Origin of the sequence: Kiloniella sp. (assembly GCF_048259265.1) — a bacterium.
Taxonomy (GTDB): Bacteria; Pseudomonadota; Alphaproteobacteria; order Kiloniellales; family Kiloniellaceae; genus Kiloniella.
In genome coordinates, this window is sequence record NZ_JBLXHT010000007.1 from 1 (window position 1) to 24,230 (window position 24,230).

Below are 24,230 nucleotides of genomic sequence, written 5' to 3' on the forward strand. Positions count from 1 at the left end.
AGAACCTTTATGCAATGAGAAATATTGTGGAGCGTTTCTTTTGTAAAATGAAGGATATGAGACGGCTGGCAACAAGGTTTGAGAAAAAGGGAGCAAACTTCCTAAACATGCTATTCCTTTTCTCAATTAGATGTTGGATCAATTGAGTCCACACCCTAGCATTGCGTGCATTATATAAATAGGTGCTATTATCTATGCATTCTCTAATCGATAAAATAGAAGCTGAATTCAAAAACCGTTGCTTGGCTTACAGTATACTCGCTTGCGTCTCTGCAACCATCTTCTGTGTACTTCTGTAGATATCCCTAGTGTTTGCAAAACCATCTGATTTCACAATGTACTTCAGCTGGGGCACGCCCCCCCGATATTTATATTTACAGAAAATATTGGGGAATGTTTTTATCAACAGTATTGATCTTCCCCCTCATAATCGTCCTACTTCTGTCGATAACAATTCCTGTTTACCTAGCAAAAAGGAGAAAACTGAATAACGACTTCAAAGCTTTGAAAAACTGGTTAACTTTACCGCCCAACTTCATATATTACCTTAAATATGCAGCGCTATTTATGTCTGTCATATGGCTCATATTTGCTACTGTTTTTTGCTATGACACACTATCTGAACTGTACCCGCCTATTCTTTTGGAAACAGTAGGAGCAAACCATGGCATCGCGACCGCAAAACATTGGGAAGATTATACATTCTTCCTATTTTATATTTTTTTAGTGGGTAGCGTTGTTTTAGTAATAACTCCTCTATCTCTAAGCAGCTATCTTGTTTTCAAAGGCCAAAAGAGTGGGTCAGTGAATAGATTTTGATTGCCTGTTCGCTTGAGAAGACATCAAAGAATTCCGGGGAAAGCCATTTAAAAATCCCAAATTTTCTTGTTCTTTATCGCGATCAAGATGATTTACACCTTCTTGTGTTCCTTGACGCAAATCACTCTTTTTCCCTGACCAGAATTCAAAGTCATCATATCCAGGCAAAAAAATCTCGGGATTGATTTGATCCAAATAACTTTGATCCCTATGAACAGGAGCAACATTGCTTGTATTATCATGGTTTCCAAGCACATCTATACTATCAAAATCAGTGTTTTGATGTTTTAGACGAGCTTGCCTTCTAAGATTCAACTTGATTCCTTCTGCAGTATCGAATGATACAGAATCAAACTCATGACCAAGAGATTTACCATCATACTTAATCCATCGTTTTTCTTTATCACTATATACGTAGCCATCAACTTGATTCACTGCCCCCGAATAATTACCTGTTGCAGCTCTCTCAAAAATTTCAGCCTTTAAATACATTGGTATTGGGGCGCTTATGCCAAATAAGATACCATCAGAAAACTCCCATTCAGCAAAGTCTTCATACAATTCCGACCCCATAGAATATCTGGTCGCAGCCGCATTAATTGCCAAAAATTTCTCAAGTTTTTCAGGATCTTCCTTTATTACGTCACCAATAGTTTTACCTGACCCGAGCTCATGATCCCAAAAATAAAACGCACCTCCCCAACCGGCTAAATCCTGTTCTCCTTTTTTTAGAGCACCATCAATTTCCGCATTAATAATTTCACTGATACCTGGCAATTTTCTATTACGTTTAAGATATTTTTCAGTATTTCTGCTCTCTTTACTCTGCTGCTTATTTATCTCATCTTCATGCTTTTGCAGCTTATTTATAACGTGATTGACTACCCCGCGACCAATAATCTCTGTTGTTTCATCTAAACGGTCTTTGGTGGCGTCTTTTCTTGTATTATCTTTAATACTTAGAGATTTTCCTGAATAAAGTAATCCATATTTTGAGACGGCTCGTATAAATTTATTCGCGGAACTTCTAGGATCATCACTGTTAATTTCCGCTGCTCGCTCAAACCATGTTTTCGTTTTATCATAGTCAGGATCATCTCGGTTGACTCCTAATATTTCTGGATTTTCTTCGAGAACTAAAGCAATTTCGGCATAAGCTTTATAGAAACTTTTAGTACCCTCTTTAGTGTTCACATTAATATTTCCTAAGAGTTCAGCAGAGCTCTCAGGAACTTTTAATGAACGACGAAACTCTTCTAAACGATGAGTGTTATCCATTTTATTCCTCAATTAGAACGACCATGTAAAAGCAGAACGAGAGAGGAACTACCCCTCGGATTGTACTTCAGTGATGAGTGACCGGATCGTGGCCGGAAGCGGCTGTCTTGCTCTGATGAAAATTTGTGCTTTGTCGCTAAAGCCGTTTTCCGGATCAATTTCCAGATATCCGGTATAGAGATCCGGGGATTGGCCGAACGGTGTTGATCCATCGCGGAAGATATGCGTTTGCGTATCTTGCAGGCTGTCTCCGGCTTCAATTGTTCCTGTGTTCATGACATCCACGCCCATAGAAACAACACGCTTTTTCTTACCTCTGCCGGTACCATTTTGCAGCGCGACAATCGGGGATAGAGGCTGTACGACAGACTGATAAGGCAACCCGGCGGTAATTTTCAAACCTGTGCGGTTATTTTTTAACGAAACCTTGCCATCATTTTCCACCATTGATCGTGGGGATACCTTGCCATCGTGCAGGATATCCACCTCTTGCCCGATAAGATGATCAAAACCGTTAATCGTATTGGCCGCGTCCCCTTCATAGGTTCCGCCGCAATCCACAAAAAAGGCATCTTTTTTATCCCGACCATCATCAAACCCGGCTTCCATAAATTCAATGTGGCGCACGATTTCTCCATTGACTTTACGCTTGACCGACAGCCACAGAACTTCCCGCTTGGCTTCATAGGTCACAGCAACGGTTTCAACTTCACCCCAATCGTGCTCGTCTGTTGAACCACCAAGCTTGTGGCGATGAAACGCAACAACTTCTTGCGATTTTTCATAGGTAACACCAACCAACTGACCGTCATCCCGAACCATCCAGATAATGGAATCAGGGTCATTGACCATGTCCATATCCTTGATCCCGGTTCCCGTTATATGTTGAGATAAAAAAGTCTGATCCGGCGCAATAAAGCTGTCTCGCTCAAAAGAGAAAACAAACTCGTGTAACCTTTTTCTATTCCGGCTTAGAAAGAGGGCAACTTCCCCCTTCTGGATGGGTGGAATGGCGGCAGACCCCTCGGTAGTATGGCGGCGATTGATGACCGATGTGACGGTCAGGGCTTCATTCGCCGAAGATCCGCTCAAAGTTCTTGTGGCCCCGGATGTCCCCATCATCAGGGCACGTCCTTCGACCATCCATTGAATGTGATTGACCTGTCCGGCCTTGATCGTGGCTTTGAACGCATCGTCGGCATTGGTGCCTAAAGTGAAATTTTTCTCATTAGATGTTTTCGATGTCCAGATGGTTTGTGGTTGATCTGGTGGTGAGGCAAAAATAGACCGCTGCTGGTAAAAGGAACAGCGTCTGGGATAATTCCCGGCCTTCCATTCCGACGGCTTGGCGGTAAAGGTAATATCCGCCAAGGCCCAATCCGCATGATCATTTCGTTTCAGCTCTTTAGGCGGGTGATCCTTGTGCACAATCCAAAGACTGTTTTCCGTCTGGGTAAAAACCAGATCAAACAGCTCTTCTTCCTTATAAGGTGTCGTAATCTCATAAGGCGCAGCATCTTTTTCTATCTGCCCGAAATCACGGTAAAACCGCATATAAAGATTACCAATTTCCAGAATATAGGCATCTTCTGTCGAATATTCGAACGAAATAAGGCGGCATTGTTTATCCGCATGTTTTGCCTTTGCGACAAATCGTGTTCCCGGACGACGCGTCATACCCCCGTGCGGCAAAACGATCCAGTTTTCACACAGGGCCAATCCAGTTTGATAAAGCTGCGTATCTTCCCGCCCGTGTAAGCGGGGCGTTATCTCACCGCGAACAAAGCTGGCCTGAAGGGTTCTTGGCGGCATCAGTTTCGCGCCTCCACCCAAGACGAGGATATAATATCGCTTATACCGTCTTCCATCATGTCATTGGCTTTTGCCTGAGCCAAATCATTCCGATAGAGACCAAGCGCCATATTCAGTTTGGTTTGCGATCCGGTCAGAACCTCAGCCAGCCTCACCGCCAATTGAGCGGCCACAACACGACGCAAGTCCGGCGGCATGTCAGATGGCTCAACTTCACTGCTGATATAGCGGTAATAAAGTGGTGCGTTTTGATGACACAGAATATACCGTCCCTCTAGTTGATAGGTCACGGGCAAACCATTGGCTTCACCTGTCGTTGTAATCGGCAAAACCTGAATATCATCAACCGGACGGCGATATCGTTTCCACTCGCCAAAGGCAGATGTTTCCGCGGATGCCGCCAGCTTGACCCGTCGGATCGCACACGACCAAGGATAAGTTCGCAACACAGTCTCTACCGCTCTGGGATAGGCAATCTTGCACTGTCGTGCTTCCTTACTGCTATCTTCCAGACTGACAATCGATTTGTCGCCCAGGATCTGCAATGCATCCCGACAGATTTCAACCTTGCTGCTCATCTGTTTTCCTGACCTGTAATTGTGGAAATAATACAAAAAGCGAGAGATCGGCTTTCCGATCTCCCGCTTTCTCAAACATCAAAGGAACTCAATCCTTGATGACATCAAACCCTCTCCATCCAACTGGACGAAAAATGTTCAACCTCTCTCAAGTCAAAGGTATCCCCTTCTTCCCTGAGCTGGGCACCGTAATACCCCAAAGCAATAGCGCGTACATTCAACGTTTCAGCTTTTGGCTCAGTTGCTTTTGCATCAGAAAGGCTTTCAACAGTTACTGCTTTGGCAGAACCACGCGATCCCTTTGCACCAGTTGCTTTTGCTGATCTTGTCCTCAGCGTCATTAACTCTGCACGCCAGCCACGATTGCCGCTGAAATTTTACCGTTGGTCGGGTTTGTGCCCGTCACGGTATAACGCAGACGCATATAGCGTTCATCCAGACCTTTGGGCAGAATATGGAAAGACGTTTGCTTTCCTGCGACTAGATCGGCCCGCACAATAGACTGAGACAACACTTCACGTGGTGAAGAGAAGCTTGATGTGCTATCCACTTCAATCCCGATCTTAAGTGACGTCAGATTATTGAAATCCTCTGTCACCTGTACATTCAACGGCACCGCAGTACCATCACCGGGATTACTTGGTAACGCGGCAGATGCCCCGACAACAGTTCCGGTAGTACCAAGATCAAGAATGTTGGTTGATGCAGCAGTACTGGTAATTGCCTGCTGATCAGAGAAGGTGAGTTGCTTACTATGGATCATATTAAATCTCTCTCTAAATTTGGCCCTTAAGTTTGAATAAGGATTAAGCAGACAGAACGCGCGCTTCGCTATTGAGCAACGCATCGGTTTCACGAATTGGAATACCGCGATAGGTCAGAACTTCCTGACCTTCCAGTTCACTGTCTTTCAAGCGAACAAAGTTGTCTCCGGCCCCGGCATTGGTCGCCAGTGCATCCAGTGCTTCAAGCACATCACGGTTACAATAAATAACCTGACGACCACCTGCCGCATCCCCGCGACGAATGCGACTTTGTAGCTTGTAATAGGCTTTGCGCATGAAATCATACAGCTTCACATTACCCGCCTGCATTTCGGACACATCGATGTTGGCAACACGCGATACATAGCGCCAGTCCTTCACAGCAAGACCAAGATGCCATGTGAATTTTTCTTCCTTCACATAATACGGATTGCTGTTTTCATCCAAAACGCGCTGGCGTCCCATATCATCACGCTGCAAGCCAGCTTTTGTGCCTTGCGGATAAAGCAGATGACAGTGACGATCACCCCAGGTTACGAACCAAATCGACGTGTTGTCAGATCCTGTTCCCCCGGCATCGATAACCTGTTCACCAGCACCGCCGCCACCGATGGCGTTAAAGCGTGCAGAAAGCCCTTTGAACTTTTCCGGGGTAGAGGCTGTGTCATGATAAAACAGACCCGAAGCCGCTTCCTGGTTCATTGATTCCATGAACGCCATGGCCTCGTTAAGTCGGACACCTGCTTCATTTTTTGACAGGCTCAAAACACGTTCATCAATGGTTGCCAAAGCTTCCAGATAACCCGTTGTATCCGTAACCTGCTGTTGCTTGGCTTTAGATTGTGTGATCCCCTGATACAATGCCCCCCAGGAAACTGACGGCAAACCAGTACGAATGGTATGCAGGTGTTCTGATCCTTTGTTACACTCCATTGCAATCGCATCATCCAAAATAGGATTTTGCTGTTTGAGAAGCTCAATAATGGTTGCCGTAGAACCATTTGGATCAGTTTGTTTATAAATATCGATAAGATCGACAAAAGTATTTCCAAGTGTAGCCATAATCAGCCTTCCTTAGTAGATGATGGGTAGAGAATTTCCGCAGCAGATTTGTTGCGTCTGGTTGCACCGGCACCGCCGGGGCTGCTGTCCTCTACCAGGGAGAGGCCAGCTTTATGAAAGGCGCGAATGACAACGGGATCGTTCAGAACCCCGGCCTCAGACAACACCCCCTCAAGTTCAGAACCACCCAGTGCCTTCAGGGCCCGATTGGCAGTTCTGACATTCACATCCATTTTGGATCCCCACTCATCGCTTAGCGTTTGCGTGGTTTCCTCAATTTGTTGGCTTAGATACTGTTCCTGTTCACGCTCCATGTTCTCCATAGACTGTGTCTTGGCTTGCAGGTCCATATCGGCCAGCGCCTGTGCCTGATCCGGTGAAAGGCCCAGCGCGTGCGATAGTTCACTAATGGCACCCGTGTATGCTTTCCAGTCTTCTTCGCTATGTTGAGAACTCAGTTCTTCGGGAACTTGTAGCTCGTAGCCGTCCGGTGTTTCGGGCACACCCAACGCCGCATAAAAGGCATCAACTTCATCTTCATTGCCGTCATATGACGGCAACTTGATAAATCCGTCCTGCCCAGTAGTTTGATCAGCTCCTTGATTAGTTTCCTGACCCGTTGGACTGTTCGTCAAATGACCATCACGGTCCTGTCCGCCCTCGTTTGCAGAAACGTCATTCTGCCCGGAAAGCGATGTATTCATACCATCAGCATCGCCTGTGTTTTCGGCATAAAAAAACCCGCTATCTTGCGATGCGGGCTGATCTGGTAAAGGTTGTGAAGAACCGGGATCATCACTCATACTGTGTATCTTCCTCTTGTTTTAGATAAGCCGCTTTTGCCAACTCTGCGCGCAAGTCAGAACTAACCGACGCTTTACGCAGAATATCGAACGCAACAGCCCGTTTTCCGTCGTTAAAAATCGACGGTCCATCCGGTGGCGTGGCTTCAAAGGCCTGCGCTTGTTCAAGAATATCAGCCAGAACGATCTGACCATCGCTTGACGCAAAAAGCCGATTATAAGCTTCGACAAGTTCGTGTTGTTTTTGCAGGGAAAAAGGCCAACCTTTGAGCATATTTAACCCTCTCCTTCCGGGATTTGATCGGGGGTAAGTCCAGCCGCCCCCAACGCTTCCATAATCGGTAAGGCTTTTCCGGCAGTGTCAACATCCTGCGCTTGCTGGGCCGCCATCAACTGCTGTTGTTCGGCTTCTATCTTTGCCTGTCGACTTGCCTGCACCTCTTCGACTGGACGCATCAAATCTGCGGGCATGCCATTAATATCTGCGCGTGCGCGAATAATCCGGTCGTGATCAAAGTTATCCATAATCGTCGGGTCGAACTGAGCCTGTTGCGCCGCTGTTTCCAGCGTCCGTTGAATACCAACATCTTCTGCCGCCCGACGTAATTTGGCCATGGGACTGGTAAATTTCAGGGTCAGGCTTTTTCCCTCTAATCCATCCGGTCGAGGAGGCAAATCAATAATGCCGTCCTCTGCCTGTCGTTCCAGAATTGCATTTTCACGCATCACCATAGACGCCAGCATTTCTTCCTGCTTGGCAAATGGTGGCCCAATCAGTTCGTTCTTTTCCTGTGCCCGCAACGCCGCTTCATAAGCCGTCATATCTGGCTTGTTCACAAGGATCTGCCAAAGATCACCATAGAAATTAGCGCTGATATCCTGCTGCTTCTTGGCAATCAGTTGTTCGCCAATGTCCGGCCGCGCTCCCGTAACAATAGGCTGAATTTTCAGGCGGCCATCATCCGTGATCAGATCCGGGTTGATCGCATTGGCACTCAGGTTCAACCTGCGCTTAAGCTTTTGAACCGTCGCAAAAGCGGGGGACACCGCCTGTTCAGCCGCCGCAATTGTTGTTTTGTTCATGACATTGAGCTGTTTGATATCCGGCAAGGCCATCATGCCCGGTCCCCAGCCATAGGCTTCGCCGTCACTCTCTACGAATGATGACGCGTGAATGGGAAACTCGTAATAGCCGGACTGCCTCAACACATGATGATGACCTTTCAACACATGAACAGACGGCCAAGGAAGTAAAGTTTGCGTATCTCCGCTCAGGGTCGTGTCGATGGCGTGGATAATTTCAAGCTTTTCTTCCAATAAATCTGGTTTATCCAATCGGGTCGTCAAAAACTCAGGCAAAGCTTCCAGACCAAATTCATCAATGATCTGCCGTAGGGTAAGTTTATAGACACGGTAGAAGGTATCCACCTGCCCCCAGGCCGTGGTTGCCAAAAAGCATTCAATAATCGGGATCATACGATATCGAATAGGCGGTAAATCTTCGCCGCCCGGCCCCCTGGAAAGGACTTCTTCCGTCATCAGGACCTGATTGCCATAACATCCCAATGATCGAAACATCCGTTGTGTGTTTGAAACGAACCCTGATTTTGCCATGTAACGCACTGAAAAGAGCTTTTTGGTGCGCTGTTCTGCCCAGGCCTGAATGTCATCGTTTTCTCTCAAGCTGTCATCCACAGGCTCCAGCCCATGCCAGATTGACCCCCGTGGAATAAGCAGACTTTCAATTGCGGCAGAAAAACGTGCCAAATCCTGTAAAGGGCGGGAACTGAACATTTTTGACATGTCCCCTCGTTTGCCCTCTAGTATTGAACCGAAGGGATCAAGGCGTTCAGCCGTTTCCACCCAGATCTTGTCAAACTTGGATCGTTCATTCGCCAGCGCAGCCTGACGATTAATTACCTTCTCAGCAAGCTCCATAAGATCTCCAGTTCACTGTTATCTCATCCCCACAAAACAAAACCCCTCGCATTTAATACGAGGGGTTCAAGACGTATCCGCCATGATCGTTAAAACACTAGACAGCAATTAAATTGCCCACAGAGTTCGCCGTTAAGAGGACCTATTTATCCAAGAACGAATATACCGTTATCCACTTACTCAAACAAAGTATAACGAAGAAAATTCTTATCGAATTTTGCTATACTCAGGGCGATGTAAATTCAACGTCGCCAGACCGCGAACTCGTCGAACAGGTGATGGGGTTAAGCTTGTATAAGGAGATAACAAAGACGTTGGTTTGTTTGCATTTGGATACAAAACATCCTCTGGGGAACGCCTGATCGTCCTCAAGCTCCGCGTATCCTCAAAACGTCCCTGCGAGGAACCAAATGACCAACCAGAATTCTGTCGTGCCTTTTGGGACACAAGAATTCCCTCAGACGCCTCAGATTTTCTGGCTGGGCGTGGCGCCCGATAATTCGTCGAAGTCAGTTGCATTATCTCACCCTCCCGAAATTAGCTCGTCTGGCTTTTAGTACTGAAAGATTTGGTGCCCTGCGAACAGGTGATTTCCCTTGTGTCACCCCGACAGCTAAATTCAACTGATCTTCCTCGGGTAAAACTTCGGGATATAATTGTTGCGAGGCTCGATCAAAAATAGATTTCCCCCTCGTTTGCTCTCCTTCCCTTTGTAAGCTTCGTCGTCCTGCGGCAACCGCACTCTGTTGTCGTTGCACACTATCCAAAACTTCACTGTTATAGGATTTCCCGATTGGGTACCCGGCCCAAGAAGCAAACTTCGAAGCCTGCCCCACTAAACCAGCATAACCATGACTTCTAGAAAGAAATGAAAGTGCCTGTTTTCCTGGGTTATATGATTTACTCCAGGCTGGCTGGCCAAAGGTTTCTGTATCCAGAGAATAGGTTGGATAGGCATCAATTCCCGGCAGAAAAGCGCTTGCAATCCGAGAAAAAGTATAAGTACCGGGGTTATTTATTTTTGCGTAAGTTCTGGCAAGCGCTCTGCGTTCTACAGGTGAAGCAGCGGCTTGAATATTATCCAATTGACTTTTTGTGAGAGGACTGAGCTTCGCCGTCGCAATTCCATGAGCACGATTATATTGTCTGGACCAATCAACCCTACTCCCAGAATAACCAGGGGGAGGGTCAGGCGTGTGTTGCCAACCTTTGCCAGGTTTATCATACCCTCCTCGAGCTCCATCGCGCCCCATATCTTTTCCGCTTGCCGCATCTGCATTGCCTGCACCGGCTGGTCCTGCTCTGGATGCCATCGCCTTAACTCCTTATAGCTGATATAAAAAAAACCACTCTCATCCTAAGAGCAGATAATTGGGGTTATTTGGTTTGTCCAAACGTGTTGTTTGCGACTATCTTTGATGCTGCTGTCTTGCAACGCGCATCCTATTGCCCATAAAAAAAGCCCCACTTTCTATGGAGCTTTTTTGAAAGACGGATTTTCCCATAACGATATTAGCTACGATTTAGATGGAATAAAAAGTATCATAGGACTTTGCAGGCTTTATTTAATGGTACTTCTCTTTCACTTATCTGCAAATATTGGATAAAATTATTTGAACTCAGTACATTAACACTTTACCGTTATTCATAGTTGAATATCATCCCCCACCTTCCACCACATTAAGACTTTAAAATGCGTATCATTACATCACTGATTTTATTGCTTGTTATAACTGCTTGCCAGACAACATCCTCACCCCATAACGACAAAGCCGCGATACAGACAAAATCTGACTATAACTATTCGCGGCATTACCCTCTGCATATGGCGAAGAGCATAACCAATACTTTTCAGCTAAAACATGCACTTACATCTGGTGAATTTAAACACTACGATCAAAAAACCCTTGATATGCTGGCATTGGACAGAGAGCAGGTCGACACCCCCGGTAAAGCCGTCATCTACCGCTATAATTATCAAGACATCACGGACCCGGCTGAACGGCAAAAGGTTGCAAAGTTATTTGATGACTTAAAATCAAAACCGGGCGCGCCCCATTCCCATATTGTATTTTTTGAAAAACTGAAAGACCGTATCCTCAACATGACACCGGATGAATCTTCCAAAACCGCCGCTTGTATGGCTGATTACACATGGAAAGACTTTCCTGATAATCAGAAAGAAACATTTTACAAACTGGCATTGGGGATTGACACAACCTCGGTAGAGATACTGAATCTCGCACACACACCGGTCGCAACAAAGCCTTATGGAAAAATACCAAAATCAGTAAAATGTACGCTTGTACCCATGGGCTTATACAATGAGTTAAAAACGCGTTTCAGGTTCTGATAAGTGCCAAACTTTTCGGCAAACCAATATTCTGCTCCAGATGAAATAAACCAAAGTATAAAAACTAACCGGATTACACCTACGCGCTTTATTGCCGTCACATTTTGCATTCTGACTTTCATAATAAGCAATATTTCTCACGCTCAATCCGTTGATGAACAAGAACTCGCCCGTCAATTGAGAGAAGGTGAATTTGTAAAGTATCCGCCAGAATATTTAGAGAAATTAGGGGAAGTCATTGGGCAGTTTGATCAACCGGGAAAATCAATTCCTTACCTGACATGTTTCAATCATATAGAAACAAACCTGATAAAAGGCGGCCTAGTCGAAGAATTCAACGCCTATATTGATCACCCGCAAATCACAGCGAAACAGAAATCTTTCATGAGGAAAACAATCAGCAGACTGTTGAATTTAACGCCAAAAGAAAAATCCGGTATATGCGCCTGTAATACCGACGACACCTGGAACAATCTGATGACATCGGAACACAGAACAGCTTACAACAAAATGGCCCAGGGCATTCCCCTTACAGAAAAAGATAATAAAGCCCTGCAAAAAAAGACGAATGTCGTTCGTCCAGCAACAGAATATGACCCCATGGCTTGTATCTTCAAACCTATGGATCTTTACAGGGAATACCGTAGTATCTTCTAGTGATTTACCCGACGAAACACGGTAATTTTGCCATAAAAATTTGCCCTCAGAGTCATACTTTTATCACACCAATAACTTGACCAATATCAATTTTTAATCCAGAATAACTACAACCATAAGGACATATTATCACGGCAAATAACCATGAAAAATAGTTTTCTTGGCGCCCTGATCGGCGCAACAATTGCTCTCGCCATAGGTTGGCTTAGTATCATTTTTATCGGTGGTGCCTTTGGGGCTACGACAGTGTTTTTGTTGCTGGTTGGCTCCATCATTGGGTACGCACTTGGAAATATGCGTCGCTAACTCATCATACAGAGATTTCTGGATCAAAATACCTAGCAAAAACCCAAAACGCCGCGCCCCTAGTAAAGGTTTGCGGCGCTCGGTACAATCAATCAGTCGCACCTAACCCTAATCAAATTAGGTACCTTTTCAATCATTTTCTGAAAAAATCGCTATTTCATCATTTCTTGACTTCATAATAGCCCTTGCCCACTATTCCCCAAATTAGAAACAGCCTCATGATAAAACCGAGATTTGGGTTAAAGCTCCCTATAAGAAATACCTAGATGCAGACAATCCAAACAAGACAGGGCAATCCCCTCTGATGTTATCCAAACAACGGTTCTTAGACCTGTTTTTACTGGTACTCTTTCCCCATCTTTGCTTGTCGGTTTGGGTTAGCGAACGCGTTACACCCACCATAAGTATGGTCCTGACAATTCTCTATGTTGGGGGAATCTGTTACTTTCTCTTTGTTAATCAGCCCGATATCTACTATCAGCTCACCCAATTCTGGCTTTTGGTTGCAACAGTATACGCAGCCCTGCCCTGTTTGTTCTTTCTCGCACGCAGCTTTGACAAGTTCTAATGCGGCCTGAAGGGCCTATTCTTTATCGACTACGATAATAAATCACGATGATGGAAATGATAATCAAGATCCCGCCAGCCAAAGCGCTGAACATCGGGTAAAGGCCATCCATTTCATCAAACCTCACCCGGCCAGCATCCGTATACATGCCCCACATCCCAAAGGCGACACCGACAAGACCTGTAAGAAAAAGAATAAACCCCATTTTGTCCTCCGACACGATATTTCATCACGAATTATAGTGTTAGTCGGAATAAATACCAAAACGGTTCATATAAAAATTACCCCCTTTGAATATACGCCCTTTCCATAAAATACTCTCCCCTGAGTGGTAACAGGTTTTAAACAGAAAATACTGGCAAATATCTTCATACAAAAAGGAACATCACGCAGCGGTCACAAGACTTCCTTTCCGCTTACTCCCAAAACAGAAAAGCATATTCAAGGTTGATAAATACCCTTCACTGACATACTTAAAATAACCACCTTTCGATCACGGAAATTATTTTCTCATCATTTCACGATTTCTACGTACATATCATCCACTTACGTTCATAAAATCACAGAAAACACCCATGTACCGTTCAAAGTCTGACCCAATCAATAATCATCAGGGCCTTCTTAACATGAATAAGCTATTTAAAATCAGCTTCTTGCTACTACTAATCACCCTTTTCGGATGCCAAAAACACCAAACGGCTCTCCCCGAAAACCCGACGAGCAATCGACCTGTTGAGATTCAAACCTCAGAAACTTACCTACATCCAGAAAGTACATTCAGATTACCTGCTACCGTCGAAAGCTTTCAACGGGTTTCATTAACGCGCTTTGATAAACAGGGTTTAGACGTTGGTGCCGGGTATAAACTACAAAATGATCCCTGTAATCTTACAGTTACTATTTATCTCTACCCGACCCCGAGTATGCAATTGATCGGTACAGATCAAGACGTTATCAATTCCATAGAGGCATCCTGGCTTGAACAGGAATATTCAACAGTCAAAAAACAAATTCTGTACGGTTATTCAGGCGCACAAGTGATCACGGAACAACCAACTGTCGACAATGGTTACACAGGTCACCAAGGAATATTTCAATTCCAAAATACAAAATCGGTTCTCAAACTATACGTTGTTGATCACAGATGGTTCGTTAAACATCGCTACAGCTATCCGTCGAACTGTGCGAACAAGGCAGAGGCAGCTTTGCAAACCTTGGAAAATAATATTCCACCACGATCTTGACTGATCAACTTCAACTCATCCCCGCCCATATTGCTTACGCTTTACATTCAACGCAGACAACTGCGGCGCTCTCCGCACCTTTGACTTACCCTGGCTCACACCTACACCAAACTGCGGCTTGTCTTCTTCCTGCGGATAAAGAACTTGTTGAGCACGCTCTGTAAGTGACTTGAGCTTGGAGCTACCATTATCACCCTCACGCGCAGCTCTACGTTGCTGGTCACCTTTTACCCGCTGGTCCGTAGCTTCGCCTATTGACCGAAATCCTGAAACCGATTGATGCGGAGAGTAACCAGCGAATGAAGCAAGGTCACTTAACTTTGAAAGCCCACCTATAATTGGGTTGGCCGACCTAAGCCCGAAGCTTAAAGCCTGATCGGTGGGTGCGTAACTATCTCGAAAACCAATATTCCCCTCATCATCAACAGTGAATTCGGAATTCACACCACTCAGTAAACTCGACCCCAAGCTGGCTAAAGTTGAAGACATGCTCCCGCGATAGGACCGCGCAAGTGATTTTTGATGTTCTTTTTTTGCGGCTATGTTCTTAGGCGTTCCCGTCGGATACTGGCTTAAAGCCTTCATATCATCAAAGTCAATTTTCTCTGGCCCAAGACCCGCATACACCCCAATTCTATTTGCGCGTCGATGTGCCTCTGTAGCCGCAGCCTGAGCCTCTGGGGAATGGATACCGTCTGAAATGGAAAACGTTTTTGTCTTTCCTCTTACGGGCGCAGGGGATGGCTGAAACCCACGAGTGTTTCTTGGTCTGTCGCGATCTCTATCGCCACCACCGCCAAAATCAGGTCCTTGGTTCCCATTACCGTTATTATTGGAGTTCCTTCCCCCTGGACCGTGAGAACCCGGACGACCTCTTGATTCTGCCATATTACAAACTCCTTATAGTTGACTCTTTTCCTGCCCACTCTCAATATAAGAGCAGATTATGGGGGTGATTATGTTTGTTCGACTTGGTGTTTTGCTACTGTCTTTAGTGCTGGCTTCTTGCACGCCAATAGAGTTAATTCGAGTAGGGGCTGCTATAGCAGGCGTAGAACGCCAAGAAGACGCCAAACTTCGAAATTGCTCAGGTCCCGACGTCTCAGATTGGATCTGTCGTAAAGATGCGCAGAAACTGGCAAGAGATGTAAATGCAAGAGTCTGTAAATCAAACAACACTCATTGCCGATACGTGCCTATCGAAGAGGCGGCTTCCTTTGAAAGATTCTGTTTTGGCAACACAGTGTCACAAGATTGCTGGTTTGAAGGTAAAAACTCATAACAAAAAAGCCCCGCAAACACAGAGCCTTTGGGCGAGCTAACCAGTGAGAATCATACGAGATATTAAGTTAGAACACAATGGGGGATCAGAAACTTGGGTGAGCACATATCCTTAGGCCAGATAGCAACAGTAATCATTGCGGGGCTCATAGCATTACTGTCAGCTAAATACACTGCAGATCGAGCTTTGAAAAAATTCCGCTCTGAGAAGTGGTGGGTGAAAAAGGTTGAAGCTTACACAGATATACTTGAAGCCTTACACCATGAAAAAGCCATAACATATGAATTCCTTGAATCAATAAAAAACAAACGAGAGGTAAATGAAGAGCTTGAAGATAAACTTAGAGAAAACGCCATTCATGCAAGAGAGCAACTTTCTTTATTCATCGACATAGGGGGGTTTTACATATCCGATGAAGCGCTAAAGCATCTTAAAGCCCACAAAACAAATATTACTACAATCCAAAAAGAGCAAGATGAGATGATTGCTCTAAGTAAAGAGCTCTCAGCTATAGGTAAATGCATAGAAAAAATGATTGAGTTAGCAAAAAGCGATCTAAAAAGTGAAGAGTGAGTCAAAAAAGGCCCCGAGGGCCTTAGTGTATCTTATCACCCCCCCGGCTCATAATCCGAGATAGCCACGTCCATATCGCCGTAGTCATCCTCAGACCACTTCACGATATCTTCGGCAAAGGTCAACGCCAATGCGTCTGCCACGTCTGGCGAATGCAACCCGCGCTTTTTCATGTCTTCCTTGCGCTCGAGTTGTAGCCTGTTCTTGGCATCAAAGCCGTACTCAATAGCGGTGAGATCTGTTTCAAGTTCCTGATCATCAGCGGGAATATCACACCCCTTGAGCCAGTCGCGCATCTTGCCCCACATTTCAGCGCGCTTGTTCATGTAGGTCTTCTGGTCCTGCGCTCTGCCCCCGGCATTCACATCAATGCAGTCATGCCCCAATTGCTTGAGGCGATCGACAACGCCGCCACCAACACCCACGCCGTCAACCAGTACACCGTCAGGACGATATTGACATATGACCTCAACCACATGTCCGACCAGTGTCATCGTATCCACCCGGTACTTTTTGATCTCCAGCACCTTACGCCCCTGCCGTATCAAAATCACCGATTGGTCATCGCCAAACCGGGCAACGTCCACACCAATGACAAGGGGATCTTGTGGTTGCGCCGAAAGCTGGCGATTTCGGGCCGCTTTAACAATCGCACCACTGATAAACTGCGTTGATCCTGCTCTTGGGAACACACCGCGCACACGCACACGAACAAAGTCACTGTCTTCGCCGTAATCCTCGACCCATTGCTGCATCAGGTTCTGGTTGGTTCCATCCACTGAACGGCTATCAATTTGTCTGGTTTTCCAACGATGGCGTAACCGATTAAAACATTCAAAAAAGCGTCCCGAGTTTCTTGTCGGGTTGCCAAAGACAAAGCGCATGGGCTCGCCATCGGTCAGGCCGCCATCCGAAACTTCCCAGATTTTATCGGGCACGGCTGATGCTTCATCGAACAGATAAAAGGGCGTGGAATTCGCGGCGTGCAGTCCGGCAAAGCTTTCCGAATTTTCCTCGCGACAGGTCTGCGCATCACACCGCCAGCTTTCGGGGTGACGTTTATGGACCAGCGCCATATTGCCTTTGCTTGCGCTATAGTTAAACCAATGCCCGGTCAGACAACGCTTGTGCCATTTCCCCAACTCGGCCCAGGTTTTCGTGCGCAGCTGATCGCTTGTATTCGACGTCACAACCCCTTTGGCAAAGGGCCGCGTTGACATAATAAAGAGAATAAGCCACGCCGACATTGCTGATTTACCAATACCATGCCCAGAAGCTGTCGCCATATCCATCGGGGCAACGGGGTGCAGCCCGTCAAATCCGCGTTCTGTGATTTGCACGCCCAGATCTTCCAGATAGGCCAACTGCCAGTCGCGCGGGCCTTCAAAGTCGACCAATTCACCCTGTCCCCAATCAAAGGCCCACAGAACAAAGCCAAGCGGATTTGCATAGAACTGCGCGCAATCTTCGGCAAGATCCAGATCAACCCCATGGGTCATTAGATACCTCTATAATCAGATAGGAAAAATGGTGACAAGAAGACGAGAAAATTTACTTATTCTTTAGGCGTTTGCGCCCGCGCATCAGGCGATCAACCAGTTCATTTTCAATCGACATTTCAACCTTTTCCTTAAAGGCCTGAACCGACACATGCCGCCCGATAATCTCTAACGCCTTTCCTGCCCCGGTATGCTGGAATTTGTATTCACCATCTGCATCCGCAACCGGGCTGCGCTGCATACAACGCTCAAACAGTTCCACCGCCCCTTTCAGAACGTAATCAGCATCGACCTGTAAACGTTGGGAACGCGCGGCCTTCGCATGTTCAATGGCCGCTTGCACCAAAGGATTTTTCAGCGTTCGGTTGGTATTTTGTTTGACTGACTTGGGGCTATAACCTGCCCGAAGTGCCGCTTGCGTGGCATTTAGATCCACCAGATATTCTTCGACAAACCTCTTTTGTCGTTCGCTCAACGGCTGCTTTAGATCCGGATCACTCATTTTTCTTCCCCCAGATATAAAACAGAAATGGGGAAGCGATGTCTACAAATCCAATTCAGAAATCACGCCCACTTCCCCGCCCCTATTTTATAACTGACAGGCAAGCCGAACAATTCATCAGGAACTTTGAGAGGAAATTCATTTAGAGAGAAAAACCCACCCCAATTCTCAACAAACACATTTTTTCAAAAGAGAGGCTTTATCCCACGCCCTTCTTTACGGTAAAAGCATAGGAGAGTTGAGTAACGGTAAAGGGTTTTAGATTGTCCACCATTATTATTACGGAAAAAACCTCGCAAAAGCGCGATGTTCAAGCGGCAATCGGCAGTAAATACGGGCAAATCCTTCCAGCAGAAGGACACCTGTTAAGCCTACAGGAACCACAACAAATTCAAAGCAGTTGGGGACGCTGGTCATTTGACTTGCTCAAGCCTGATGATTTCTATCCAACCTGTCCAGCTCCTGATGCCTCACCTTCTGCAAAAAGCAAGCTTGAGGCAATCGCTAAGGCTCTAAAAACCGCAGAACGCGTCATCATCGCGACCGACTGTGACCGCGAAGGACAGCTTATTGGTGAAGAGATTTTACGGCACTATAAATTTGCCGGGCAGGTGCAGCGCGCCATGTTCACCGCGCAGGATGAAAAGACCCTGCGACAGGCTTTTGATAATCTGGAACCCAATGATAAATATCATAATTTGGGCCAAGCCGCTGTTGTGCGTCAGCAAGCGGATCAGGTTTATAACCTGTCCCTAACCCGCGCAGCCACCGTCGCCCTAAAACAACCCGGACAATACGGCGCAATCGGTATTGGCCGTGTAAAAACGCCGACCATGGCAATTGTCTGTATGCGCGAATTGGAAATTCTGGATTTCACGCCGCAGGATTATTACCACCTTGTCGCAACGGCCAAGGCTGAAAGTGGTGAACTAGACCTTCGTCACGCCCCCAAAGACCGTATTCTGAACCCGGAAAAGGCAGAACAGCTCCGCGCAGCTGTCGAAGGCTTTGAAGGCCCGCTCAAAACAGAAAAGAAGATCAAGAAAACAAAGCCACCGCGCCTTCTTGATCTGCCAGAATTACAAAAAATATGCGCCCGCCGCTGGGGATGGAGCGCCGACAAGACGCTTAATATTGCTCAAGAACTCTACGATGGGGAAGGTAAAAAAATTCAGACCTACCCCCGTGCTGAATCCCGGTATCTGGCAGAAAATCAAATAGACGACATCGGCGAAATCATTCAGGGACTGACCAAGCTTCCGCAATATCAGGGAATTGACCTGTCATCCCCCGAAGTGCGCCAAGGAAAATCCGGCCACTTTTCTGATGCAGGTTTGAAGGGTGTATCGCACCACGCGATTGTCCCCAATAAAAACACCATGGACCGTGTAGAGGTCATCTACGCACGCCTGACCCAAGATGAACAACGCATGTTCGATCTGGTTGCCAGTTCCTATCTCGCGATCCTGATGCCGGATTACGTCTATGAATCAACCAGTGTGTCTATGGAAGTTCCCGTAACCCTACCTGATGAAGACACTGGTCAAGAAAAAGAGAGCATTCTCGATTTCAAGGTGACAGGCAACATTCCAAAAGAACAGGGCTGGAAAGCCGTCTATACCGATGTCATGGAAAAAAAGGAAGATCACGCTGGGGAACTTCCCCCCATTCAGAACGGTGACGTTGCTATTCTGTCCCCCGTGACAAGCGATACCAAGAAAACCAAAGCACCGCCGCGTTACAACGAAGGAACTCTGATTGATGCCATGCAGAATGCTTGGCGATTTGTTGAAAACAAGGATCTGAAAGAACGCCTGAAAGAAGCCAAGGGTATCGGCACCCCGGCCACGCGTGCCGCCGTAATTACGGGCCTCAAGCTACAAAATTTTCTTGCCCAAAGCGGAAAACATATCGTTCCAACGGACGCAGGTCTGACCCTATACAAAACCTTGAAAGCAGCAGCCCCAGAATTAGTTGACCCCGGTGTTACCGCCATGTGGGAAATGAACATGGACGACGTTCTCGAAGGGAAACAGACCGCGCGACAGGTTTGGGACGATATTGGGAATGATACAGAACGGCTTATCAGCATCCTCAAAACCAGTGCGGCTACAGCGCCAAAGATCAATACAGGCGTGGCCATGCCCAAAAATGCTGGCAAAGGCAAACCAACGGATAAAATGAAGGAAACGGCAAAGTCCGTTGCCCAGAACAAGGGGGTAAAACTCCCCAAAGGCTATACATCAGACTTTAATGTCTGTCGTGAATTTCTGGATGAACACCTTGGTGGTAAAGGACCAAGCCCGGAAAAAGTTCTCGCAAACCTCGAAAAACAACTCTCTGACGGCATGATCAAAGGGCTAGGGGCAAAGGCCGCAAAGCAACTGGTCGAAAGCTTTGGGGCAAATGCGCTAAAGGTAATCGTAGAAACACCGGAAAAGCTTGCAACAGAAACATCCCTGCCAAAGGGAAAAATCAAGCTGTTGGAAGACTGGACCGAAGATAGGAAGACACATTCTGAAATTGCCGCCTTCCTACACAACCATAGTGTTGACCCCGCAAGATCCTATCGCCTTTTTGATACTTACGGGCAAGACACAATCGCGAAATTAAAAGACAATCCCTACTGTATCGTCCGCGATATAAAGGGTGTCCCCTTTGAAGTACCCGATTGCATTGCACATCGACTTGGATTGGAAGCGCACTGTCTGGAACGTGCTGGCGCGGCATTGTATTACGCGCTCCTACAAGCCGCTAATGCACGAGAAAAAAGCAACCTACTGACGCTATTGAATAAACGTTTGGATATCCCGACAGACGTACTAGAACAAGCTCTGACGACAGAGCTAGAAGCCAAGCATATACACGCCTACAAAGAAAAAGATGCGACTGGAAGCACCCAAGAATTCCTGATTTTGAAACAAGACTGGCAAACAAATTCAAAAATCAAAAAACGTATGAATGTGCTGTCCGAAGGGGTTGTTCCTTGGGGCGAAATTGATACGCAAAAGGCAATTGATTGGGTTATCAATCGTGACAAAATTGATCTGTCTGAACATCAAAAAGCTGCTGTTGCCAAATTACTAAAAAACAAATTATCCACCCTCAAGGGCGTTGCCGGAACCGGTAAAGATGATGTTATCAAAGCCTTTGCCAAAATCATCAACGCCAAAAATATATCATCATTGATCGCCGTTCCGTCCTCTACTCAGACAAAGAAGACCAGCGCGGCACTGGACGAAGATACAGTCTCGGTTGTCAAACTTCTGGAATATAATTCAAAGACAAAAACCTTTAAACGCAACGCTCGAAAACAATTGGATTGCCAGCTTTTGATCATTGATCAAGCTGACTTGTTAGATCGATCAACAACCCTTGCTGTGCTTGATGCCCTCCCCGAAAACTCAGGTCTGGTATTGATACGAAGCAGCACATCAAATGCTTTTCCCGGTTCGGGCCGCGTACTGGATAAACTGCTCGATCTTGGTGACAACAATACTCTCTTACTTGATCAACTATCTCCCCAAGACCAGAATAATAAACTCTCAGGAAACTTGCTTAGTTTAAATAACAATCAGGGTTTTGATTGTACCTCAGATACACAAAACTCAGGAACATTCTATTATATTGAAGCTGAAAATGAGCAAGATACACAACGCAAACTGGCCGAGGTCATTAAAAACCGCTTACCCAAGAGCTTTAAATACAATTCTATAAAAGACATTCAGGTCATCAGCATGGCAAAGGGAATGCTTGCCCCTCAGAACCTGATACCTCAACTGCAAAGCTTGCTTAACGACGGGCACACAGGTTTAACCCTGCAAAAATTTGGCACCCAATATAAAACCGGTGACAAAGTCATACTGTTACAAAACGATCCAGACCGGGATTTGATGACAGGCGACATTGGCTTTATCAAAGATATTACCCGGGACGAAATACCTCAACCGGATAACCGTACATCCTATGTGGACGATGGCCGTGTAAGCCTAGAATTCAATGGTAAAACTCACGATTTTGCCTTTGGTGAATTGGATCACCTGAATCTAGCCTATGCCTTACCCGTCAATAAATCTCGAGATAATCTTTCTGCCGCGACAGTTCTGTTACTTCCGCTAACAGGCTCAGAAGATCTAAATACAAATCCGGACAAAGAGAATGATCCGGGCTTTAGAAACAACCTGCTACAAAGCCTCTCTTCCGCAAACGAACGGGTTATTCTGATCGGAAAGAAGCCAGAGAACGCTCGGTAACAATACAAAGTACCCCGTACTTTTCATCGTTATCCCCGAACCCGTTCAGATGGGAATACAAGGGTTACTTTGGTTCCGCATCCCGGTTCAGATTTAATGTCAATCGTACCGTTATGCATTTCCATCATACGCTTTGCCAAAGGCAGCCCAAGCCCTGTTCCCTTGGTGTTATCGTTATAAGCACTTCTGACCATACCAAAGGGGGTCAAGGCAGTTTCAACGTCTTCTTCATCCATGCCAATCCCTGTGTCAGTGATATTCAAGCAATATACCCCATCCGACATCAGGTCATCACTTATGCAAATCGCTCCTCCCTTTGGGGTAAATTTCACAGCGTTTACCAGTAAGTTCAAGATGATCTGGCGAACTAATCTTTCATCGGCAAAGACAACCAGATTTGAACCTTTAGCGTCATTCTCCAACCGGACGTTTTGCTCATCGGCCTGTAGCTGAACCATTAACATGGCTTCATTTAAGGCTGTCGCAAAAACAAACTCTTCTTCGTTTATTTTAAAAGTCCCGGATTCAATGGAAGAAACATCCAAGATATCATTGATAATATCCAACAGATGCGCGCCTGAACGATTAATGTCCTGACTATATTCAAGATATTTATCATTACCCAAAGGACCAAAAGCTTGCATCTTCATGATATCGGAAAACCCAATTATCGCATTTAAGGGCGTCCTTAACTCGTGGCTCATCGATGCCAGGAAGTTATCTTTGGACTGACTTGCCGCTTCGGCCCGTCGACGCAAAGCGCCCAAGGTGTCGACCTGCTTGGAAACAGCCTTGAATATCAACCAAATCACGACAATAAAGATCAATCCGCCCCATAAACTTATAAGAGAGACTGTAATCCAGGTTCGGGATAGATTTTTATTAGATTGTAATACAGATGTTTCATGCCATTTAACTGTGATCTTGGAAAAGGCAGTCCAATCTTGATCCAAAAGGGCAAGAAGCCGATCTAATTCACCGCTAATTTTTTGATTCTCAACCTGTAAACCCAGATATTTTTGTACCACCGAGAAAAGGTTTCTCTCCACAGGTTTTGCCAGTTCGGGATCTTGGTAGTTCTCCACTTCACGTCCCAACAGCTTGACTTTGAGAAGAAAAAGCTCGGTTTCCAGATCTTTATTAACCTCATTGCCAAGATTGATAGATCGAACCGCTCTCTCAAATCTTTCAAGATTTGGCAGCAACCGATTATCTTTTAAATCTGACAAACGATCATAACTCTTTTCACCCGAAAGAACTTCGACCAACCGCTGTATATCAGACAACTCCGTCAACAGATTTCCAACATTTCTGCTCAACAGTTTTTTATATTCACCAACAATTTTGTCGACGGCCTGCTTTTGAACTATTCCCTTGTTATTCTGTTCATATTCTCTAAGGCTTAATACCATCTCCAAGCGTAATTTTCCGATAACATCATTAATGAGTACCTGAATTTTGGTCAGTTGCTCTCGGACCTCATTCAGCGTCACATTATTATTAATATCCTCAGAAACTCTGTCATTACGCCCTCGCCAATCTGCTGATTCAAACAGAATTTCCAAAAGTTGTTTAGACTGTCCTTGAAGTGATTTCTTCAGCTGTCGTAGTTGTTCATCATCATTTACAGGCAGCTTGTTAATGGCCTCTTCCAGCCCTCTGATGGCAATAATACCTTTAACCGGCTCTGTCCGTTCGGACGTTTCTAATAAGCGTTCGATTTCAAAAATACCGGTTCTAATTTTTTCATTAATGTTCGAAACCGTGTCATTGAAAGCTTGTTCCTGCCCAAGCAAACGATCCTTTTGTTCCTGTTGATTAACGACGCCCCACCCCAGAAACAGGTTGACGACAACAGGAATAACAATGCTCAGACCAATTAAAGCCCAAAGCATTCGTTTTATTCTTAGGACATGATTATCTTCATCCATGAGCATAC

At 45.7% G+C, this 24,230-nt stretch carries 23 protein-coding genes; 7 read left to right on the forward strand and 16 right to left on the reverse strand.

Going from position 1 to position 24,230, the window contains the following annotated elements:
• Window positions 1–801: 801 nt before the first annotated feature.
• From ACN0QW_RS12040 to ACN0QW_RS12090, 11 genes are all read right to left on the reverse strand, one after another.
• Window positions 802–2,097, reverse strand: a complete 1,296-nt coding sequence (locus tag ACN0QW_RS12040; protein ID WP_417431812.1) for a hypothetical protein — start codon at window positions 2,095–2,097, stop codon at window positions 802–804.
• Between the two features lie 48 nt (window positions 2,098–2,145).
• The gene (locus tag ACN0QW_RS12045) at window positions 2,146–3,909 is read right to left on the reverse strand and encodes a hypothetical protein (protein ID WP_417431814.1); all 1,764 of its coding nucleotides are present in this window, start codon (window positions 3,907–3,909) and stop codon (window positions 2,146–2,148) included.
• Window positions 3,909–4,487: a hypothetical protein gene (locus tag ACN0QW_RS12050; protein WP_417431816.1), complete on the reverse strand. Its 579-nt coding sequence runs from the start codon at window positions 4,485–4,487 to the stop codon at window positions 3,909–3,911. The genes ACN0QW_RS12045 and ACN0QW_RS12050 overlap by 1 nt, the downstream gene beginning before the upstream one ends.
• A 104-nt stretch (window positions 4,488–4,591) precedes the next feature.
• Complete coding sequence (locus ACN0QW_RS12055; RefSeq protein WP_417431818.1) at window positions 4,592–4,828, reverse strand: hypothetical protein; 237 nt, start codon at window positions 4,826–4,828, stop codon at window positions 4,592–4,594.
• On the reverse strand, window positions 4,828–5,250 hold the full coding sequence (locus ACN0QW_RS12060) for a Bbp16 family capsid cement protein (RefSeq protein ID WP_417431820.1): 423 nt from the start codon (window positions 5,248–5,250) through the stop codon (window positions 4,828–4,830). The genes ACN0QW_RS12055 and ACN0QW_RS12060 overlap by 1 nt, the downstream gene beginning before the upstream one ends.
• Window positions 5,251–5,293: 43 nt before the next feature.
• Window positions 5,294–6,313: a major capsid protein gene (locus tag ACN0QW_RS12065; protein ID WP_417431822.1), complete on the reverse strand. Its 1,020-nt coding sequence runs from the start codon at window positions 6,311–6,313 to the stop codon at window positions 5,294–5,296.
• Window positions 6,314–6,315: 2 nt separating this feature from the next.
• A complete protein-coding gene (locus ACN0QW_RS12070) occupies window positions 6,316–7,116 on the reverse strand; it encodes a hypothetical protein (RefSeq protein ID WP_417431823.1) in 801 nt (266 codons plus the stop codon).
• Entirely contained in the window at window positions 7,109–7,390 is a 282-nt protein-coding gene (locus tag ACN0QW_RS12075) for a hypothetical protein (RefSeq protein WP_417431824.1), read from the reverse strand. The genes ACN0QW_RS12070 and ACN0QW_RS12075 overlap by 8 nt, the downstream gene beginning before the upstream one ends.
• A gap of 2 nt (window positions 7,391–7,392) precedes the next feature.
• On the reverse strand, window positions 7,393–9,054 hold the full coding sequence (locus ACN0QW_RS12080) for a portal protein (RefSeq protein WP_417431825.1): 1,662 nt from the start codon (window positions 9,052–9,054) through the stop codon (window positions 7,393–7,395).
• Between the two features lie 207 nt (window positions 9,055–9,261).
• Window positions 9,262–9,573: a hypothetical protein gene (locus ACN0QW_RS12085; protein WP_417431827.1), complete on the reverse strand. Its 312-nt coding sequence runs from the start codon at window positions 9,571–9,573 to the stop codon at window positions 9,262–9,264.
• Window positions 9,573–10,367, reverse strand: a complete 795-nt coding sequence (locus ACN0QW_RS12090; RefSeq protein WP_417431829.1) for a hypothetical protein — start codon at window positions 10,365–10,367, stop codon at window positions 9,573–9,575. Before ACN0QW_RS12090 ends, ACN0QW_RS12085 begins: the two co-directional genes overlap by 1 nt.
• A 380-nt stretch (window positions 10,368–10,747) precedes the next feature.
• Between ACN0QW_RS12090 and ACN0QW_RS12095 the strand changes: the two genes are divergently transcribed.
• The 3 genes from ACN0QW_RS12095 (at window position 10,748) to ACN0QW_RS12105 (ending at window position 12,370) form a co-directional block, all read left to right on the forward strand.
• Window positions 10,748–11,407: a hypothetical protein gene (locus ACN0QW_RS12095; protein WP_417431831.1), complete on the forward strand. Its 660-nt coding sequence runs from the start codon at window positions 10,748–10,750 to the stop codon at window positions 11,405–11,407.
• A 3-nt stretch (window positions 11,408–11,410) separates the two neighbouring features.
• Window positions 11,411–12,064: a hypothetical protein gene (locus ACN0QW_RS12100; protein ID WP_417431833.1), complete on the forward strand. Its 654-nt coding sequence runs from the start codon at window positions 11,411–11,413 to the stop codon at window positions 12,062–12,064.
• A gap of 144 nt (window positions 12,065–12,208) precedes the next feature.
• Entirely contained in the window at window positions 12,209–12,370 is a 162-nt protein-coding gene (locus ACN0QW_RS12105; RefSeq protein ID WP_299372230.1) for a hypothetical protein, read from the forward strand.
• Window positions 12,371–12,960: 590 nt separating this feature from the next.
• Here ACN0QW_RS12105 and ACN0QW_RS12110 read toward each other — a convergent pair.
• Complete coding sequence (locus ACN0QW_RS12110; RefSeq protein ID WP_299372233.1) at window positions 12,961–13,143, reverse strand: hypothetical protein; 183 nt, start codon at window positions 13,141–13,143, stop codon at window positions 12,961–12,963.
• Window positions 13,144–13,564: 421 nt separating this feature from the next.
• Between ACN0QW_RS12110 and ACN0QW_RS12115 the strand changes: the two genes are divergently transcribed.
• Window positions 13,565–14,182: a hypothetical protein gene (locus ACN0QW_RS12115; protein ID WP_417431835.1), complete on the forward strand. Its 618-nt coding sequence runs from the start codon at window positions 13,565–13,567 to the stop codon at window positions 14,180–14,182.
• A 15-nt stretch (window positions 14,183–14,197) separates the two neighbouring features.
• Here ACN0QW_RS12115 and ACN0QW_RS12120 read toward each other — a convergent pair whose 3' ends face one another.
• Window positions 14,198–15,070 (reverse strand): hypothetical protein, encoded by an 873-nt coding sequence (locus tag ACN0QW_RS12120; RefSeq protein ID WP_417431837.1) that lies wholly within the window; start codon window positions 15,068–15,070, stop codon window positions 14,198–14,200.
• Window positions 15,071–15,128: 58 nt separating this feature from the next.
• Between ACN0QW_RS12120 and ACN0QW_RS12125 the strand changes: the two genes are divergently transcribed.
• Both ACN0QW_RS12125 and ACN0QW_RS12130 read left to right on the forward strand, forming a co-directional pair.
• Window positions 15,129–15,464 carry a hypothetical protein gene (locus tag ACN0QW_RS12125; protein ID WP_417431839.1) on the forward strand — a complete coding sequence of 112 codons (336 nt, stop codon included), beginning with the start codon at window positions 15,129–15,131 and terminating at the stop codon, window positions 15,462–15,464.
• A 93-nt stretch (window positions 15,465–15,557) separates the two neighbouring features.
• Window positions 15,558–16,037, forward strand: coding sequence for a hypothetical protein (locus tag ACN0QW_RS12130; protein WP_417431841.1), 480 nt, complete (start codon window positions 15,558–15,560; stop codon window positions 16,035–16,037).
• 35 nt (window positions 16,038–16,072) lie between these two features.
• Here the strand turns inward: ACN0QW_RS12130 and ACN0QW_RS12135 are convergent, their stop codons facing one another.
• Together ACN0QW_RS12135 and ACN0QW_RS12140 are read right to left on the reverse strand one after the other, a co-directional pair.
• Window positions 16,073–17,536, reverse strand: a complete 1,464-nt coding sequence (locus ACN0QW_RS12135; protein WP_417431843.1) for a terminase — start codon at window positions 17,534–17,536, stop codon at window positions 16,073–16,075.
• A gap of 52 nt (window positions 17,537–17,588) precedes the next feature.
• A complete protein-coding gene (locus ACN0QW_RS12140) occupies window positions 17,589–18,038 on the reverse strand; it encodes a terminase small subunit (protein ID WP_417431845.1) in 450 nt (149 codons plus the stop codon).
• A 263-nt stretch (window positions 18,039–18,301) separates the two neighbouring features.
• On the opposite strand from ACN0QW_RS12140, the gene ACN0QW_RS12145 reads away from it, so the two are divergent.
• Window positions 18,302–22,291 carry a DNA topoisomerase gene (locus ACN0QW_RS12145; protein ID WP_417431847.1) on the forward strand — a complete coding sequence of 1,330 codons (3,990 nt, stop codon included), beginning with the start codon at window positions 18,302–18,304 and terminating at the stop codon, window positions 22,289–22,291.
• Between the two features lie 29 nt (window positions 22,292–22,320).
• Here ACN0QW_RS12145 and ACN0QW_RS12150 read toward each other — a convergent pair whose 3' ends face one another.
• Window positions 22,321–24,222: a sensor histidine kinase gene (locus tag ACN0QW_RS12150; RefSeq protein WP_417431849.1), complete on the reverse strand. Its 1,902-nt coding sequence runs from the start codon at window positions 24,220–24,222 to the stop codon at window positions 22,321–22,323.
• Between the last annotated feature and the right edge of the window lie 8 nt (window positions 24,223–24,230).

Coding starts and splice junctions, on each gene's coding strand:
- ACN0QW_RS12040 (WP_417431812.1), bottom strand. CDS start 2,097: ATGGATAACACTCATCGTTTAGAAGAGTTTCGTCGTTCATTAAAAGTT.
- ACN0QW_RS12045 (WP_417431814.1), bottom strand. CDS start 3,909: ATGCCGCCAAGAACCCTTCAGGCCAGCTTTGTTCGCGGTGAGATAACG.
- ACN0QW_RS12050 (WP_417431816.1), bottom strand. CDS start 4,487: ATGAGCAGCAAGGTTGAAATCTGTCGGGATGCATTGCAGATCCTGGGC.
- ACN0QW_RS12055 (WP_417431818.1), bottom strand. CDS start 4,828: ATGACGCTGAGGACAAGATCAGCAAAAGCAACTGGTGCAAAGGGATCG.
- ACN0QW_RS12060 (WP_417431820.1), bottom strand. CDS start 5,250: ATGATCCATAGTAAGCAACTCACCTTCTCTGATCAGCAGGCAATTACC.
- ACN0QW_RS12065 (WP_417431822.1), bottom strand. CDS start 6,313: ATGGCTACACTTGGAAATACTTTTGTCGATCTTATCGATATTTATAAA.
- ACN0QW_RS12070 (WP_417431823.1), bottom strand. CDS start 7,116: ATGAGTGATGATCCCGGTTCTTCACAACCTTTACCAGATCAGCCCGCA.
- ACN0QW_RS12075 (WP_417431824.1), bottom strand. CDS start 7,390: ATGCTCAAAGGTTGGCCTTTTTCCCTGCAAAAACAACACGAACTTGTC.
- ACN0QW_RS12080 (WP_417431825.1), bottom strand. CDS start 9,054: ATGGAGCTTGCTGAGAAGGTAATTAATCGTCAGGCTGCGCTGGCGAAT.
- ACN0QW_RS12085 (WP_417431827.1), bottom strand. CDS start 9,573: ATGCAACTGACTTCGACGAATTATCGGGCGCCACGCCCAGCCAGAAAA.
- ACN0QW_RS12090 (WP_417431829.1), bottom strand. CDS start 10,367: ATGGCATCCAGAGCAGGACCAGCCGGTGCAGGCAATGCAGATGCGGCA.
- ACN0QW_RS12095 (WP_417431831.1), top strand. CDS start 10,748: ATGCGTATCATTACATCACTGATTTTATTGCTTGTTATAACTGCTTGC.
- ACN0QW_RS12105 (WP_299372230.1), top strand. CDS start 12,209: ATGAAAAATAGTTTTCTTGGCGCCCTGATCGGCGCAACAATTGCTCTC.
- ACN0QW_RS12110 (WP_299372233.1), bottom strand. CDS start 13,143: ATGGGGTTTATTCTTTTTCTTACAGGTCTTGTCGGTGTCGCCTTTGGG.
- ACN0QW_RS12115 (WP_417431835.1), top strand. CDS start 13,565: ATGAATAAGCTATTTAAAATCAGCTTCTTGCTACTACTAATCACCCTT.
- ACN0QW_RS12120 (WP_417431837.1), bottom strand. CDS start 15,070: ATGGCAGAATCAAGAGGTCGTCCGGGTTCTCACGGTCCAGGGGGAAGG.
- ACN0QW_RS12125 (WP_417431839.1), top strand. CDS start 15,129: ATGGGGGTGATTATGTTTGTTCGACTTGGTGTTTTGCTACTGTCTTTA.
- ACN0QW_RS12135 (WP_417431843.1), bottom strand. CDS start 17,536: ATGACCCATGGGGTTGATCTGGATCTTGCCGAAGATTGCGCGCAGTTC.
- ACN0QW_RS12140 (WP_417431845.1), bottom strand. CDS start 18,038: ATGAGTGATCCGGATCTAAAGCAGCCGTTGAGCGAACGACAAAAGAGG.
- ACN0QW_RS12150 (WP_417431849.1), bottom strand. CDS start 24,222: ATGGATGAAGATAATCATGTCCTAAGAATAAAACGAATGCTTTGGGCT.